This is a genomic window from Psychrobacter sp. 1176_08 (assembly GCF_052850615.1).
Genome location: NZ_VXCU01000002.1, coordinates 270012 through 286859, shown reverse-complemented (window position 1 = coordinate 286859; position 16848 = coordinate 270012). Strand labels below are relative to the sequence as shown.

Below are 16848 nucleotides of genomic sequence, written 5' to 3'. Positions count from 1 at the left end.
AGTTAAATAATGATGAAAAGGCTACTCTTTAGGGAGTGGCCTTTTTTTTAGTGAAAAAATAAAACATAACTGCTAGGCATCATATTTTACCCAATGTTATATGGTAAATTTAACCCTTTGCTATTAACCATGTGCCAGCCAATCCCATAAATGAAGACCCTACTCGGTTAAATTTCTGACGCGCTTTAGGACTTTTCAGACGTTTTTGGGCGTAACTCGCCATAAAGGCATACATCATCATGGCAATAATGGCACAGCTAAAAATAACCAGACATAGAATCGTAATATCTACTCCTGTCAGACTGGTTACTGGGAAAAAGCTCGGTAACAAGCTGATGTAGAATAAAATAACTTTTGGATTGCTAATGGACACCAAAAAGCCTGACATCACACTTTTTAATCCCTCGTTCTTATTCTTTAATGCTACATTTCCAGTGATAATCTCAGTTGGCACAGTCGTCCACATTTTGTACGCCAAGTAAAATAAATAACCTGCCCCTACAAACTTGACTACGGTAAACAATGTGTTGAAATTGCTTGCCAATGCGCTCAGTCCATAAGCTGAGAACACCATATAAATAGTATCGCCTGCGGCAAGGCCAATGATTAAAGGTAGCGCCGCCCAAGAGCCTTGTGTCATGGCTTTAGCAATAGTGGCAAATACACCAGGACCCGGCGTCATGATAAATATGAATACAGCAATGATGAAAGTAAATAGCTGGATAGTGGTGATGGTCATGACTGTCCTTTATATGTACATTAATACCTAAGTATAATTGATTTAATAAACAAATTTCTAGTTTAGTATGATTGTTTTAGAATATTTATAGGCTCAAAGACGTAAGCTAACACAAATCAGTGAATGATTGATAAAAGGCTACTCTTTAGGGAGTGGCCTTTTTTGTTGGGTAGATTTTTGATTTTGATGTTAATATCATTATCAATTTAAGAACACCTGTAAGGTTACTAGCAATGGCAAATGCAGTAAATATCGATAGTCGAATTTTAGAACTAGTTGATAATAACAATCCTTTTGCTATCGCGCTGACTGGCGAATGGGGTATCGGCAAAACACACTTATGGAAAGAACTTCATAATAATAATGAAAAAGCATTTTCTGGTAAGAAGTATGCCTATGTTTCTTTGTTTGGGTTGGATTCACTAGCAAATCTTAAATCTGCAATTGCTATAGAAGTGCACAAATCAGTTGGCGCTAATGGCAGTATATGGAAAAAAGACATTCTCAAACCTACTAAAAAGGTTCTATCATCCCTCACAGGTAGCAGTATTGGGACTACTTCTGATGTACGCATAGGACTAAATCTTGGTAATAATATTATTACTAGCGTAGTTTTTTCACATCTTAAAAATACGTTAGTTTGCTTAGATGATATAGAAAGGAGATCAGATAGCTTATCGATGTCAGAAATAATGGGGTTGGTAAATTATCTTAAAAATGAACGTAAGTGCCAAGTTGTCATGATATTACACAACGAGCAATCGGAAGACAAAGACTATTTTGACAAGCACAAAGAGAAAGTTTTTGACGAATTGCTGGTTCTAAATGACTCATTATCTATTATAAAGAGTATAGTCGATAGTAGCCTATTTGCAATATATGAGCAGTTTTACGAAATAATTGGAATAAAGAACTTACGATTTTATTAACGGGTGGATAAGTCTTTTAAGCTCTTCGACAACACTTTTCATTCGTTATCACAATTAAGTAAAGAGCAAATATTAAGGTTTATTTTAATAATACGAATGGCTTATGATATGCCATCCGTACTAGGTAATGATATTGACTTCAAATTTTTCGTTGATAGTTTTAATTCTAAAAACATTAGACACTTTAGAGGCTACAAAAAACAAAACGCATATAAAGGGCAAGATGAAACTCCTGATAATATAGTGAAATTTAATGAGATTAATGATTATATTCATCCATTTTATAACTATTTCGAAATTGTAGATTGGGGAGAAATCATTGTATCTTGGGTTACAGAGTTAGATTTTGATAAAGAAGTCACTAGCGAACTCATATTAAAAGATAAAATTACTGAAGAAAACTTAATCGTTGATAGACTAGCTTCTGATATTTTGAATGAATTTCATAATATAGATCTAGAACCTGACTTTGCAGAACGCCTATATTATGTAGCCTGTGCTAAGATAGGGAGAGCACAACTTACTAACTTGAGTTTTTACTGTGATATTCTTGATACGTGTAATAAAAAAAATTTAGCCCAGCAGTTAGAAATACACATAAACCGACATATCGAAAATAGTATCAACTATCATCAGATACGAATCTCTATTGATGATTTTTATTCCTTTGGTAGAAAAGAAAATGATCGATTTTATAATTTCACCGTTAATAAGATAGCAAAATATAAATATAAAAATATCAGCTCCAACACCATATCATCGATATTTTTGGACTTTCATAAGCATAGTCGTAGAACTTGGAATAGTAATGACAAAGAAGTACTGGAGCTAATTGATAAAGATATATTGAGAGAAATAATTTGGATAAATACCGATGTATTTCTAGGAAATCGCAAATTATTTATTCATTCAATCTTACTTCATCCAAGTTTTAATGATATTGAAGGTAAGAGAGAGACAATCAGATTATGGATATTAGAATTGCTTCAAGAGAAAATTAAACATAATCCAAATAGTGAACCATCTATAAAAATGTGGTTAGATAATACTAATAATTTGACAGAAAACCTAACTTAGCTCGCAGGCTAGTCAAAGCTCACGACCTAAACAAACTCCTGCTCAACATTAATTACCCGTGCATCTACCGTACGTTCTAGCTTCTCCTCAATCTGACTACATTGCGACTCCACCTCACGTTTAGACAGTCCAACAATCACAAACGTCCACTCGCTAGCATCATGCCGATCACGCTCACCGCTCTCACACACCGCGACGCTTGGCGTATTGCCAAAGCGCGCATGCAAGCCACCCATACGTTGGCGCTTTTCTTTTAGCGAGCCGCATCCGGGCAATGAAAACGTCAATGTCAAAATAGCGATATGCATTTTATGCTCCTTGCCGAAAAAGTTTATGATAGCAGCCAATATAATATTTGATAATGGCTGATATTGTCTGCGCGTCAGCATCTATACCCTTTATAATAGCGTATCAATCGTCAACCAATCTGCGTATCTCTCCCATGACTTCTATCAGCTACGTCAAGCAGCAGCGTATCACTCGATTATGCGTGCGCTGCGGCTTACTCCTTATGCAGTATGGCGCTGAGTCTGCCGTGGTGGTGGACTTATCCAAACGCTTGGGGCTCGCCTTGGGGATGAACAGCGTCGAATGTTCGCTGAACTTCAACGCTATTACCCTGACGACCATCTGTGATGAGCGCTGTATCACCACCACCAGAGACACGATCAACCAAAGCATCAATGTCAATTTGTTGGTACAAATTCAGCAAATCATCAATAAAACCGAAGCCACTGTCGATAATGACAATTTGATTGACCGTACCACGCTTGCATTTGATGAGTTGGATAAAACAGTGTATCCGACGTGGTTAGTGAGCATATTTGTGGGCGCATCTTGTGCCGCGTTCGCTTATTTAAATGGCGGTAGTTGGTCGATTACGGCGGTGACCTTTATCGCAGGTATGGTGGCGATGTTCACCCGTATCTATCTGTCCAAGCATCACTTTAACCCTTTTATCACCGTCATTGTAACCGCTTTTATCGCCTCGCTCATTGGCGCGACGACCTATTATTTTGATATTGGTAACAATGCCGATATCGCAGTTGCATCTAGCGTGTTGTTATTGATACCAAGCTTTCCTTTGATCAATTCTTTCTCAGATATTTTAAAGGGCTATGTCAATATTGGCATTGGTCGTGCCGTGTTTACCTATATGCTGACCTTATCAGCGTGCGTTGGCATCGTGATGGCACTGGTTTTACTCAGAATACAGCACTGGGGGTTTTGAGATGTGGTTCATTGAAACGGTTGTGCTTGCCTGTATCATTACGCTTGGTTGGACGCTGATGTTTAGCGTTCCCAAACGCTATATTTTGCCGTGTCTGCTCATGACGGCTTTCGGATTTGGACTCAAGACGGCACTTGTCCATCAGTATGTCCATCTTGTGATCGCCAGCTTTTTTGGAGCGATGCTTGCCAGCTTCTTGGGCGTGTATTTTTCTAAGAAGTATACCTTACCGCCCAAAGCACTTATCTCGCCCAGTGTCATCTGTATGATGCCCGGTATTGCTGCTTATAAAGCGATGGTCAGTATGGTGCAGATTGGCTATTTTGGTTTTTCGGACGAATTATTTAGTCAGATGATGGTGTATTTGTTTGAGGCATTGTTTGTGACTTCTGGTTTGGTGCTTGGCTTGTCTATTCCTGGACTGTTATTTTATAGACGCCGTGCGATTGTATAGATGGCAGAATGGCTGTCATTTATTCGATTACACTTATCTGACTCTGACATTCTTAAACTGAGCAAGATTGTCCAAGCTGCCATGTTCACTTCTAGGCTGCGATTTCAACAAAGTAGTTTTATTAGACAGTTTTACTGTGATGCCTTTTTGGTTAATTTGATAGCGCACGGGCTTGTTGATAAAACTAAGCGTTTGCGTTGATGCATCATAGTCGAACCGACCATCATAAAACAGCTCAACTCTACCGCGTTTGTCTGCAAACACATAAAACAGCTGCTCGCCGTCAGTGTCATTACTATAACTGCTATCTAACACCATTTTTTTACCGTTTTCCAAATCAAACCTGTAAACAAAAGAAGATATCTCACTTTCTTCTGAGTGGTCAGTCGGTGGTAGCATTTCATAGTTCTCTACCAGCATTTTGCCATTTACTTCTGTTTTTTCAGTGATAGAAACCACTCCTCTATCGTTATACTTTTCCTCAATGATATGGACAGCTACGGGTTTATTATCGATCACTTTATACTTTGAATATTGATGCCACGCCGCCCCACTTTTGGTCATGGTACTCAAGGTTTGGCTGTCTTCATCAACGTCAAAAAACCCGCAATATCCTTGTGCCAATTCGGTAAATGCCTCGCTATGAGCAAATGTAGCGCCTTTTTTTAAAAATACTTGATAAGAAGGCCCACCGTAGCAGCCATTGCGTCCATCTTTCAGTGCCAAGTCTTTTTGTCCATCAAAGTTAAAATCCTCATAAATCAATACGCTGTGTTCCCCGTACGGGATACTGACAATATTGGCGCTGATTTTTTTAACCAGCTGACGCTCTTGGCCATTATCCAGCTCATAATCTATGTCGATGTCAGCAGGTTGGCTAATCAAGATTTTTTTGGTCTTGGTATCGATAATATTGATGACACTATTTGCTTCGCTGTCTTCATCGTTTATAGGTTTAATAACGGCATCATAATCATCCGAAAAACCTTGGATTTGATACGTTTGCGCAATGGCAGGACAAATTAAACAAGGTAAAAAAAGACAGGTAACTGGTAAAGTGGATGCCTTAAATAATTTTTTAGGGATAAAAGAGAGAGTCATAGATATCCTTAACAACATAATAAAATTAAAAAGCGACAGATCACACGAGTATATTTTTAATCCTTCAAGGCCCACTCACCATTTACTTTAGACAATTTAAAGCGCGTCTTATCGATTCGGCTAGCACCAGCAATCGTCTGTGTGATATCCGCTGTACACATATAAGTATTCCAGCCTTCTGTCGTATCACAATTGATATTTTCGATACGTTCAAGCTTTGGCATCATGCGCTCCATCATATTGCTCATGGCTATTGATGTTTTATCATTGCCTGCATTTGCCACAGCCTCACTCACTATCTGATCGCCTTGCTTATATTGAGCGATGATGAGTCCCTCAACGATGCTTTCGGAAGGCGGACTCGAACATGCCGTAGATAGTGGAATCAATAACGCTATCACGGTCAGTTTTTTTACCTGCTTCACGTCACTTTCACTATAGTTATAAAGTTACCTGAACTATATATAATTAACGTTCAAAACCCAATCTAATTTCATGCTATTTATTTGGATTGCAGCCTTGCCCATTTTTTAGTTTGAGGACAGGTTTAAAAACTACTCATGTCGTCGATTCAATTTGAAAGTGTTATGAGACAACCGAGTGCAGAGGTATATGTCATACTTCAAACAAGGTTAATGTCGTAACACTTTTATAGTGGCGTGACTATACTGACAGCGCAATCCTGTTACTGCTATGATACGACTAACAATGACTGTTGAGAGATAATTGTGTGGCAGGTCTACCTTTTTATATTGCCGATTGGTCTTGGCATCATGACGCTGGCGGCAAGCTTGTTATTCTTTTTTGCTTACCTCATGTCTGATGATAATGCCACACGCCTACCAGCGTTTAACTGGTTTAAGCGCTTAATCATCGTGGCATTTATTTTACTGAGTATTGGGTTGTTTATGACTTTTGGTCATTTTTGGGGTCGATAAAGATATAACCCGTTTTATATAAAAAAACACATGACAATGTGCTACTGGGATACATTTTCCTTGCTTGCTGTGCCTTCGGCGATAGAGGCTGCGTAAAATATATCCCAGTAATATGTGTCTTTTATAGAACATCAACGATAGGCGCTACTCGCTAACGATTTTTTCTAATTCTAATAACTCTAAATCCTGACGTTTGGGCTCGCCATTATTACCATCATTTGGAAACGGCATCTTACGACCATTAAGCTTGTAGCCACGGCGCTGATAATAAGCCAGTAGCTCAGGACGATGACTCAAAATAGACATGGTAAGACGCGCAGGATTTTTATGCGTCACTTGTATGTCTGACTGCAAATGGCGCTCTGCAAATGTCTCTGCGGCTTGCAATATTTGATGACCAACGCCTTGTCCTTGTAACTCAGGATGGACCGCAAACATACCGATATAGGCGCTTTTGTTCGCGTCAGCATCAACTTTTATATCGACCGCAATACAACCAAGCAATTCCCCTGTTTCCTCTCCGTCCCGATCGCCTATCGTCGTCTTTGGATACACAAAAAGATAATGTTTGGGATTGGCAATGGTGTTTGCCAGCTCATTGGGAGTAATTCGAATGCCACCGATTAAGTCAGCTTCATTGGTCCAGCCTTCTGTTTGCCGATAACAGCGGTTAAGTAGCTGCTCTAATGCCTCAATGTCATCAGCACTGGCCTGCCGTAAAAATACAGATGCTTGATTCATTTTTTATCCTTTTGTTTTTTACTTATTAAAAAAGCTGACCTAAGTTATCAGGCCAGCCTTAATAGTAATACGTATTGTCTGCCAAATACTAGGACAACAAGGCATTCGCTTGCTCAATAATATCGAACCCAGCATTGATTTGTGCTCGCGTTGGCGCATGACCACAGCGGAGCAGCTCAGAGAATGCAATCAGTTCTTTGTCACGCCCAAGTGAGCTTGCTGCACTAGCGCGCGTGTCCGCGCCTTCATCATCGAAATAGTATTCGATGTAATCAAGATCATTAGGTGCGCCGAATAAGATACCCTTGTCTGGTGTTGTCGCATGACCACTATAGCGTAGGCTTTTGCCATATTGCGCCGTCCAAAAGAAAGGAATGCGATCTTCAAGTGAATCGACAGTCTCATCGTTCAATATCGCAGCTGCCGTCACCAATCCATGCTGCAATGCCACTCGCCAATGCTCAATACGCATACGTCCCATTTGAGTCGGTGCTTTAGCAATATCCCCTAACGCATAGACACCATCACGCAATCGTAAATGACCATCGACTTGTATGCCATCGGGATCATTGACTGCATTTAATAGATCAGTACGTGGCGCTACCCCAGTACCTAAAATAACGATATCGGCTGCAAGCGTACTACCATCTGATAATGTGACACCACTGACTGAACCATTATCATCATCAATCGTCTCAACCCCGGCACCAAATACGAACTTAACGCCTTTTTCTTCGTGCAGATTGATCAAGGCATTACTGACCGCTTCAGAGACGATGTTACCCATAACGCGGCGACTGCGACCTACGATGGTGACAGAGGCTGCATTACCTGCTTGTATCAATGCCGACGCCGCCTCCATACCGATAAAGCCTGTCCCAACAATCACCACATGTTTGCCATCGCTCGCTGCTTTAATGGTCTTTGCGTCATCCATACTGCGTAGCGTATACACCCCTTCAAGATCAACGCCTGCAAATGACGGTTTTTTGGGTTCTGCGCCCGTTGCCACCACCAAGAAGTCAGCCGTTTGTTGCTCGCTATTGCCGTCATTGTCTGTCATAACGATACTGCACTCATTTGGCAGTACTTCGCTCACTACTTGATTGAGACGTAGCTCAATGTTGTTATTACTGGCCCACTCAGTTCCGCCCAGCAATAATTTGTCTTCTCCCATCTGATCTGCCAAAAATGCTTTGGACAATAAAGGACGGTTGTAAGGTGCGGTGTTATCGGCGATGATGAGTGTGATTTTGCCACCGTAGCCAGTTTTGCGCAGTTGATCCGCCGTCATAAAGCCTGCTCCGCCACCGCCCACAATGATGGTCTGGGTGTCGGTCAGTTGGTCATTTTTTATTTGCTTGTTTATTGCTGATGAGGTGTCTACTATCAGGCTGTCGTCATCCTCTGTCAGCTTATACTGAGTCAAGCCTTCCATTGCCACTGGTTCTAATAGCGTGCCATCGCGACTGTCAAAAGTCCCATGATGCCATGGACAGACCACGCGGTTACCACAGCGTAGACCTTCGCCTAAATCTGCACCTGCATGCGGACATTTACCGTCAAATGCGCTAAACTCGTCCTCGTTATGAGTGATTAAAATGATACTATCGTCATCTTGTTTGTAAGATTTCATCCCACCATTTGGGATGTCAGCCTTACTGATGGTGACGGTCGGAATCGTTGCATTACTCATAGGTTTTCCTTAACGGTTATAGTTATTGTTTGATAAGTGCATGTTAAAGGCAGTCGTCTCAAATGAAGTAACGCTAAATCCATAACTGCATTGTTATTGATAATATCAATATCCGCTGGTTCACCATGTTTTTTTGTATGTTCCCTACGTTGCAAAACGTAATTCTTTACTGTTCTCTAATACCTTTATCGCGCCCCTTTAAAACATCTTCTTAAAATAAAAGACTCAGTTATGACTTCTCAAGACGAAAATATAAAAATGACGACTAACTCTCCCTCCGCTTTCACAGAGGCTGCATCCAATATTTCAAATATAGATATCACAGCTGCTACAGATACCTCGCAATTGCCACAGCCAGTCAAACCACCGCTAGCACAAGCGAGTTATAAAACCCACGCCACAGACTTTATCGTCAACGAGATGCTGCCGTTGGAATTTACTAATGATGGTGAGCATTTATGGCTACATATTCAAAAATCAGGCGTAAATACCGCTTATCTTGCCAAATTATTGTCAGAGTGGGCTGACATTCCATTACGTGATGTGGGTTATTCAGGACTCAAAGACCGTCATGCAGTGACAACGCAGTGGTTTAGCCTACGAATACCAAAAAAGCAATTGCCCACGACTGAATTTGCCCCAGAGGATATCGGCGACAATGAGTCGGTCATCATTCTTACCCAGCATTGGCACAATAAAAAACTGAACCGCGGCACGCATAGAGCCAATGAATTTATTATTACTTTGCGTAATGTTCAATGTGAAGAATTAGTAACTAAAACGCCAGAGCAAACACGCCTTGCCAAGCAGCACCTCGAACAACATTTAAAAACCATCAGTGCAACTGGCGTTCCCAACTACTTTGGGTCACAGCGTTTTGGTCGTGAAGGCAATAATGTGAGAGAAGCATTGGCACTGTTTGCGCGTCCACCGCGCGAGGCAAGACCACAACCCAAGAAGAGCAAACGCAAGCGTGCACCACGTGAGCAGAACACCATGGAGCTGTCCGCAGCCCGTAGCTTGGTATTTAATGAGATATTGGCAGCGCGAGTCCGTGATGGCAGTTGGAACCAAGGTCTAGCAGGTGAAGTATTTAACTTAGATGGGTCGGGATCGATATTTACTAGCGAAGAGATAGATGACACGTTACGCGCGCGTCTTAACAGCGGTGATATCCATCCAACGGGCGTCTTGTGGGGTACGGCTAATGACAAGGTCAGCGCTACAGCAGCCACCATCGAAAACAGCACTGTCCAAAACAATCCGCTACTATCACAACTGGCAACAGGCTTAGAGAAACGCGATATAAAAGCGCAACGACGCGCGCTACGTCTGCCTATCGAGGCACTGTCTTGGCATTGGGATGATGAGGAGACATTGGTACTGAGCTTTACGTTGACAACGGGTAGCTTTGCGACCAGCGTCTTAGCAAGCGTCGTACAGCAATTAACTACCTAAAACTCATCATAGGGGATTTAGATTACGTACCATAAAGAGAAGTTGCCACTCCTTCTTCTGAGTCACACATCTCATTGGCACTGACCACTTGATTGCGACCACGGCCTTTGGCTTCATACAGCGCTTTGTCTGCTGCACGAATGAGACGCTGGCAAATGTCATGAGGAGGCTGATCGATAGAGGCTGGGTGATTAACTTGATCGCGTGTGAACTTGATCGCACGTGACTTAGCTTTCTTCGTCTCTATAGCAGTGTGGGGCGCTTCTTGTTGAGCCAATATTTCCTGTGTTTGCTTGATGCAGTTACGCTCCTCGTGCGTCAGCGTATACAGCCCCAAACTGGTGGTGACATTGAAAGTGATGTCATCCTCAACAGTGATGACCTGATTGGCGATACTGAGACGTATTTGTTCAGCAATAATCATCGCGCTATCATGTTTTGTATCGGGCAACACAATCAAAAACTCTTCACCGCCATAACGGCTAATAATCGTTTCCTCAGCTAATGACTGCAATAGTGTCTGTGCCACTTCCGCTAAAACGCGGTCACCCACTTCGTGGCCATACTTATCATTGATTTCTTTAAACCAATCCAAATCCAATAAAATGACGCTAAAGTCTTGCTGATCTTTTATAGCGATCAAGGCTTCTTTCATTTGCATCAAACCATAGCGGCGACTTTGGAGCTGTGTCAGCTCATCTTGATTGGCATGCTGCAGTATCTCTTTTTTACTGGCATCCAATATAAGCAGTAAGGTACGAAAGGTATAAACAATAAAAATAGCTTTGGGCAATGCCATATAAAGGTGAGTGGCACGCCAAAAAAATGCAGAAGAAAAACGCAATTGACTCAACGTCTCCCAGCTTAACTTACTGTTTTGCAAAATAGAATTATAGATACTACTTTCAACTGACGTGACTGCGCTATAGCCCATATAAGTATAGGTCACGACAGGAAACGCATTAGCGTTAGTAGCGGCCGTCTGACGCAAAGTGGGCAATACAAATCCAAAATAAGGAAAAACAGTAAATACCACAATCAAGACGATATGACCCAAAAACGCTTTCCATACATAGCGCCGGCGTATGAGCATCATCGCGAGCATCGCTCCACCAACTAACGACACACCTGACACCAAGCTACTATGACCCATGACTAAAATAACCACAGCAATATAAATACTGTAAACCGCTACCAAAACAGCTTGCCATTTATGTAGCGAATGACCGTCTTTTCTCAAGGGTGACAAGCGGCTTGCCATCCAAAAAAAGAAGATACCTGTCAGGGTCACCCCGATCCATGAAGGATAAAGCAGATCCATGTCGACAGAAGACACATAAACATCGCGCTGCCACCAAACAAACAAACACCAAAGCCAATGTGAAAAGACTTCCATTAAGACAAACAATGCCAATAGCGACGCCCTATCAGCAGCTTGCCACTCAAAAATCACTCGCGAGAGTTTTTTGTAGCCTAGATGAGATACTGATATAGCCATAAAGGATACCGCGGACAGTGAAAAACAACCTACGATTAATGTAGTAGATTAAGAATAAGGCTTATAAAAATCTAAGCCAACTCTTCATTTGATTGATGGGTGCGCCAATGCATGACAGCCTACGTTAAAGGGTGCGGCGTTTGGGATTGAAAGCGGCTTGTCATGCAAGTAGCAGTATGCCTGTCGCGCTATCGACTTGCCTAAGACAAAGCGGCAAACGACTGCCAGATACCCTGCTGCTCTGGGTTGAGTTTTGGCACATCACCCAACCGTCGCCATGGCATGTTACTTCCATGAAAGTCACTACCTATAGAGGCAACCAGATTGTGTTCAGCGATACTACGGTCAACCATTTTACGGGTACTAACAGGTTCACTACTGGCAGGTAACTCACAACCATCACCGCCAAGCTGTGCGAACTCTTCAATAAGCTTACGCACTCTTGTCGCTGAAAGTTGATAACGCGTTGGATGCGCCAACACAGCTTTTCCACCACAAGCATGTATCAATTCAATACCATGCTCCATGGTTAGCGCTTCGATAGCGACATAGGCAGGCTTATTATCAGCCAAATATTTATCAAAGGCTTTTTGTACCGTTTTGACATGACCGTGTTCAAAGAGTACTTGACCAATGTGAGCGCGCCCTACCGCTTGTGGGTTACCACCTGCTTTATCAAGTATGGCTTGCCATAGCTCATCGTAATCGACCGCCAATAGCGCACTGAGCTTCTCTGTCATCTGCTGTCCACGCGATGCTCGGCTGTCTTGCAGCTGCTGCAAGGTTTGATGCATTTTTTCGCGATCGGCAAAATCAAGCCCAAGCACATGTATGATTTTATTGGTGGATTTATTTTTACCATAACCACCAGTCAGTGTATGCTCACAGCTTATTTCAACGCCATTGATGAGTTGGATGTTGCAGGCTTTCGCCGTTTCGCTCGCCTCATCAATACCTGCCAGCGTATCATGGTCAGTCAATGCCAATACATTGACGCCAGCCGCGTGGGCACGCTGTACCACTTCCGCTGGTGCATAGGTACCATCAGAGCAAGTACTGTGACAATGTAAATCGATTTTCATAAAGCTGACCTTAAAATTTTGAAGATAGTGTCAATCTGAGTAGAGGTTAATAATGAACATATTATCATCAAAGTACATGATAGGCGGTTAAGACACAGCATATAAGATGATTATAGTGTTGATTGCTTTTTTTTGGCGCAGTAGACGTGTAAACTACCCCATACGTTTTTGTTGGACATCTTATCTGTTATGAAAGCCTTACTAGACTTCATTCCTTTAATTGCTTTTTTCATTGCCGCTCGCCATAGCGGTATTTTAGCGGCAGCTGGCGCATTACTCATCGCCACTATCGTCATCTATGCTATCCATTTTGTGCGCCAAAAAGGCAAATTCGATAAGCAGCAATGGGTTGTCTTGTTACTCACCATTTTATTCTGCGGTGGTACGTTGCTCTTGCGCGACGATATCTATCTGCGCTGGAAATCACCCATCATTAACGGTATTTTCGCTTTTACCCTCTTCATCAGTGCCGCTATCAACAAACCTTTGATGCAGCTTGCAATGAAAGAAGTGTTTACACTCACATTGAGTGGCTGGAAAAAGCTGACCGTTGCTTGGGCTGTATTTTTCGCCTTTATGGGCGTATTACATTATATCACAGCATTTATGATGTCAGATGAGGCGTGGATTAACTTCAAAACCTATGGCTGGATTCCGATTATGCTAGTGTTTGTCGTTGTCCAGTTTTTGGTATTGAAAAAACATCTCAACCCAGCATTGACTGACAAGACCGTCAAGTAATTATTATCTTATAATAATACGCCATTTCTAAATTCTAATAGTGACAATGATTAATCACGAATATTGATTGCAAATATTACTAAAAGAAATGGTGCTTTATTTTTATTATCTACTGAGGAAGTACTATGTCCTTATTTGCCATTATTGGTCATGACGTTGCAGACAGTAGTGCGCAGCGTCAAATAACACGCGCCGAACACGTTGAGCGTTTGCAAGCACTGGGTCGCGAACAGCGCCTCATTATTGCTGGCCCAACACCCATTGAACATGGTAAAAGCGAGATGTCAGGCAGCCTAATTATTGCTGACTTTGAATCACTCGATGCAGCAAAAAAATGGGCAGGCGCTGAGCCTTACTTGCGTGATGGTGTCTACAGTCATGTCGATGTCAAACCGTTTGTTCAAACTCTGCCAGCCCCTAATGATACGACTGACAGTACATCATCAGTAAAGGTAACTGCATCGTGAGTCAATGGCTACTAAACCCTCGCACTTATCTTACTGTTTATAAAACTGGTGTGACAAGCGTCATGCTATTTATGGCTGTATCAGTAAATGCTGCTCCGACGACGAACGCTATTGATGATCCTGCGGCCGTTTCAGCATCAACGACGCCAGTGCCAACTAATCAACAAGCGATAACTGCCAGCACACCCGCCAGCACCAATAATACGTTGTTAGCCGCGCAGCTACAGCCGTCTACCCAAGCGCTTTCTGATGCCAATCAAGAGCTTTTGAGCCGTAATGCCCAGCTTCAGCGCGAAGTGAATGACTTGCAGACGCAAGCCAATGTTTTGGTTTATGAGAGCAAAGGACAACTGTTTTTATATGGTGCCTTTACCGTCTTGATCAGCTTATTGGTTGGTATTTTCGTCTCTTGGCTGGTATTTGTACGCCGTGACCGTTGGTAGTCCTGATTTCTAGTGATATAGATTGCTTGTGATATAGATCGCTTTTAATCGAACAACCGACACACGACAACCTGTCACTTTATAAAACGTACTCTTCTTTTTTAAACGCCTCATGCTGCTAAGAAACTTGCCATGTCTACTACCCAAACTGATGAAACATTGAGCGTCATTACGCCAGCCAACATCGACTGGCAAACGGATGATACGGGCAATAAGGTGCCTGTATCAGGTGAGTTTGGGGATGTGTACTTCTCGCACGCTGATGGTCTGGCAGAAACGCGTCACGTATTTTTGGCGCACAACCAGTTACCAGAACGATTATCAAAACTTGCGCCGCAGCAAAGCTTTACGATAGCCGAACTGGGTTTTGGTACAGGGTTGAATCTGCTGGCAACGTGGCTTCTTTGGCGTCAGCTACGCGATACACACCCACAGTTAGCCACTGCTCGCCTGCACTTTATCACGACTGAAAAACACCCAATACCCCTTACAGACCTGACAAAAATACTCGATTTATGGGGACAGCGCGCGCCCGAGCTAACAGAACTGATTACGCCATTTTTAGATGCTTATCCGCCTCTTGTTGCAGGCTGTCATCGTTTGAATTTTTTTACTGATAATCTGACTGTCGATATGTGGTTTGGCGATGCAGCTACCAGCTTAACCAAGCTATATTCTGACGAATCAATTGAGCCTACGCCCTTTGTGGATGCTTGGTTTTTGGATGGGTTTGCCCCTTCTTGTAACAGCACGCTATGGGCTGAGAACATCTTTGCACAAATACAGCGTTTATCGCGTCCAAGCACAACTGCTGCGACTTATAGCTGCGCAGGTGTGGTCAAACGTGCCCTACGTGCGTCTGGTTTTGAAATTAGCAAGGTAAAAGGGTTTGGTCGAAAGCGTGAAATGCTCACAGCAATCATGACGAACGCTGCATGTTCAGAGAGTAATGCCATCAGATCAGATATAGCGCGTGATGCCATAGGAGTTGATATTAGTGATAACGTCATTCTATCTGAGTCTCACAGCGTTGTCATTGGGGCTGGTGTCTCAGGATTATTCGTCGCTTGGTCGCTGGCTAATCGCGGCATTCAAGTCACGCTAGTAGATAAGTCTGCACCTTTAGCAGGCGCATCAGGCAACCCTCGTGCCTTACTTGCGCCCAAAATGACACCCATTCATCATGTCGATGAGCATCTGCACACCATCGGTTATCTCTATAGCAGTAGAGTATACCGACAGTTTAATGACATGGCCCAATCAGAAAGCATATCGCCAATCATTGAATCGACGGGCGCTCTTGATTTGCTTATAAAAGCCAATATCGGCACAGAGCAAATCGCCGATTATCCTGACGATATGGCAACGACGTTATCACCTGATGAAGCACACAGTCTCAGTGGCTTAAAAGAACAGGATTTGGCGACAAATTTGTATTTACCACATGCAGGCTTGATCAATCCACAAACCTTAAAGCAGATTATATTGTTGCATCCGCTCATCCATTTTCAGCAGCTGACTGTCGATAGTGTTAATGAAACAAAAACGCAGGTCTCGATTCGTGGATTAGACAAAGACAAGTCTGTCCTTACTATCGACGCTGATAACGTCGTGATTTGCGCCGCTTTTGAGAGTCATGACATCGACAAGCGTATTTTTGATTGCCGCAAGATTCGTGGGCAGCTCTCTTGGTTTACACCTACGAGAGAACAACTCACTCACTTACCCAAAATACCGCTCAAATATAGCGGTTACTGTACGTTATTTACCGCTCAAACGAACGACGATTCATTCGATAATGAGGCAGCTCACCAGCCTCAGTTTTTATTGGGGGCCAGCTTTATACGCAATGATATTGATACTCATATTCATCATGAAGAGCACCAGATTAGCCGCGACAAGCTCGTTACCGCTATACCTGAGATGAGCACTATCATTCCGACAGATACCCGTTTATGGCAAGGGCGCGCGGGCGTTCGTACTCAAACGCCTGATTATCATCCGATTGTCGGACGATTGAGCGATAGCGAGCGGATATGGGTCATGAGTGCAATGGGCGCAAAAGGCTACGCCTTGGCACCCTTATGTGCTGATGCATTGGTAGATATGATGACAGGGACGTTTTCCCCTTTATCAGAAGCCATGCTTGCGCGGCTTTCGCCAAATCGTGTCCGTTTGCAGACGCCGCTTGTTTAGATTGATTTGAGTCATCGCTTTCAACCACGGTGACTATCTTGTAGTATTCATTATAAA

General features: G+C 42.7%; 18 protein-coding genes. 10 read left to right on the top strand and 8 right to left on the bottom strand.

Translation table 11 applies throughout. The features are described from left to right. Nucleotides 1–109: 109 nt before the first annotated feature. The gene (locus FW759_RS03850; RefSeq protein WP_446442242.1) at nt 110–739 is read right to left on the bottom strand and encodes a LysE family translocator; all 630 of its coding nucleotides are present in this window, start codon (nt 737–739) and stop codon (nt 110–112) included. Nucleotides 740–972: 233 nt separating this feature from the next. Between FW759_RS03850 and FW759_RS03845 the strand changes: the two genes are divergently transcribed. After that, nucleotides 973–1668 carry a P-loop NTPase fold protein gene (locus FW759_RS03845; protein WP_446442241.1) on the top strand — a complete coding sequence of 232 codons (696 nt, stop codon included), beginning with the start codon at nt 973–975 and terminating at the stop codon, nt 1666–1668. Between the two features lie 108 nt (nt 1669–1776). Continuing rightward, entirely contained in the window at nt 1777–2745 is a 969-nt protein-coding gene (locus FW759_RS03840; protein WP_446442240.1) for a hypothetical protein, read from the top strand. 26 nt (nt 2746–2771) lie between these two features. On the opposite strand, the gene FW759_RS03835 is transcribed toward FW759_RS03840, so the two are convergent. After that, a complete protein-coding gene (locus FW759_RS03835; RefSeq protein WP_446442239.1) occupies nt 2772–3053 on the bottom strand; it encodes a DUF503 domain-containing protein in 282 nt (93 codons plus the stop codon). 134 nt (nt 3054–3187) lie between these two features. Here FW759_RS03835 and FW759_RS03830 point away from each other — a divergent pair, with 134 nt between their 5' ends. Further along, complete coding sequence (locus FW759_RS03830) at nt 3188–3976, top strand: threonine/serine ThrE exporter family protein (protein ID WP_443508661.1); 789 nt, start codon at nt 3188–3190, stop codon at nt 3974–3976. A gap of 1 nt (nt 3977) precedes the next feature. Further along, nucleotides 3978–4430, top strand: coding sequence for a threonine/serine exporter family protein (locus tag FW759_RS03825; protein ID WP_062845298.1), 453 nt, complete (start codon nt 3978–3980; stop codon nt 4428–4430). A 33-nt stretch (nt 4431–4463) separates the two neighbouring features. Here the strand turns inward: FW759_RS03825 and FW759_RS03820 are convergent, their stop codons facing one another. Both FW759_RS03820 and FW759_RS03815 read right to left on the bottom strand, forming a co-directional pair. Continuing rightward, the gene (locus FW759_RS03820) at nt 4464–5531 is read right to left on the bottom strand and encodes an XAC2610-related protein (RefSeq protein WP_446442238.1); all 1068 of its coding nucleotides are present in this window, start codon (nt 5529–5531) and stop codon (nt 4464–4466) included. Nucleotides 5532–5587: 56 nt separating this feature from the next. Next, nucleotides 5588–5956: a hypothetical protein gene (locus tag FW759_RS03815; RefSeq protein ID WP_446442237.1), complete on the bottom strand. Its 369-nt coding sequence runs from the start codon at nt 5954–5956 to the stop codon at nt 5588–5590. Nucleotides 5957–6259: 303 nt separating this feature from the next. On the opposite strand from FW759_RS03815, the gene FW759_RS03810 reads away from it, so the two are divergent. Further along, complete coding sequence (locus FW759_RS03810) at nt 6260–6469, top strand: hypothetical protein (protein WP_443505037.1); 210 nt, start codon at nt 6260–6262, stop codon at nt 6467–6469. Between the two features lie 144 nt (nt 6470–6613). On the opposite strand, the gene FW759_RS03805 is transcribed toward FW759_RS03810, so the two are convergent. Together FW759_RS03805 and FW759_RS03800 are read right to left on the bottom strand one after the other, a co-directional pair. Further along, entirely contained in the window at nt 6614–7210 is a 597-nt protein-coding gene (locus FW759_RS03805) for a GNAT family N-acetyltransferase (protein WP_443529779.1), read from the bottom strand. A gap of 88 nt (nt 7211–7298) precedes the next feature. Continuing rightward, nucleotides 7299–8906 carry an FAD-dependent oxidoreductase gene (locus tag FW759_RS03800; RefSeq protein WP_446442236.1) on the bottom strand — a complete coding sequence of 536 codons (1608 nt, stop codon included), beginning with the start codon at nt 8904–8906 and terminating at the stop codon, nt 7299–7301. Nucleotides 8907–9164: 258 nt separating this feature from the next. On the opposite strand from FW759_RS03800, the gene truD reads away from it, so the two are divergent. Further along, nucleotides 9165–10364, top strand: coding sequence for a tRNA pseudouridine(13) synthase TruD (truD, locus tag FW759_RS03795; RefSeq protein ID WP_446442309.1), 1200 nt, complete (start codon nt 9165–9167; stop codon nt 10362–10364). 22 nt (nt 10365–10386) lie between these two features. Here the strand turns inward: truD and FW759_RS03790 are convergent, their stop codons facing one another. Both FW759_RS03790 and FW759_RS03785 read right to left on the bottom strand, forming a co-directional pair. Beyond that, nucleotides 10387–11862, bottom strand: a complete 1476-nt coding sequence (locus tag FW759_RS03790) for a diguanylate cyclase (RefSeq protein ID WP_446442235.1) — start codon at nt 11860–11862, stop codon at nt 10387–10389. Nucleotides 11863–12062: 200 nt separating this feature from the next. After that, entirely contained in the window at nt 12063–12944 is an 882-nt protein-coding gene (locus FW759_RS03785) for a PHP domain-containing protein (protein WP_443529784.1), read from the bottom strand. A gap of 189 nt (nt 12945–13133) precedes the next feature. Between FW759_RS03785 and FW759_RS03780 the strand changes: the two genes are divergently transcribed. From FW759_RS03780 to mnmD, 4 genes are all read left to right on the top strand, one after another. Beyond that, nucleotides 13134–13685 (top strand): inner membrane-spanning protein YciB, encoded by a 552-nt coding sequence (locus tag FW759_RS03780; RefSeq protein WP_446442234.1) that lies wholly within the window; start codon nt 13134–13136, stop codon nt 13683–13685. A 125-nt stretch (nt 13686–13810) separates the two neighbouring features. Further along, the gene (locus FW759_RS03775) at nt 13811–14152 is read left to right on the top strand and encodes a YciI family protein (RefSeq protein ID WP_062845305.1); all 342 of its coding nucleotides are present in this window, start codon (nt 13811–13813) and stop codon (nt 14150–14152) included. Beyond that, on the top strand, nt 14149–14595 hold the full coding sequence (locus tag FW759_RS03770) for a hypothetical protein (RefSeq protein WP_443505034.1): 447 nt from the start codon (nt 14149–14151) through the stop codon (nt 14593–14595). The genes FW759_RS03775 and FW759_RS03770 overlap by 4 nt, the downstream gene beginning before the upstream one ends. Before the next feature lie 132 nt (nt 14596–14727). Next, nucleotides 14728–16791, top strand: coding sequence for a tRNA (5-methylaminomethyl-2-thiouridine)(34)-methyltransferase MnmD (gene mnmD / locus FW759_RS03765; protein ID WP_446442233.1), 2064 nt, complete (start codon nt 14728–14730; stop codon nt 16789–16791). The last annotated feature ends 57 nt before the right edge of the window (nt 16792–16848 follow it).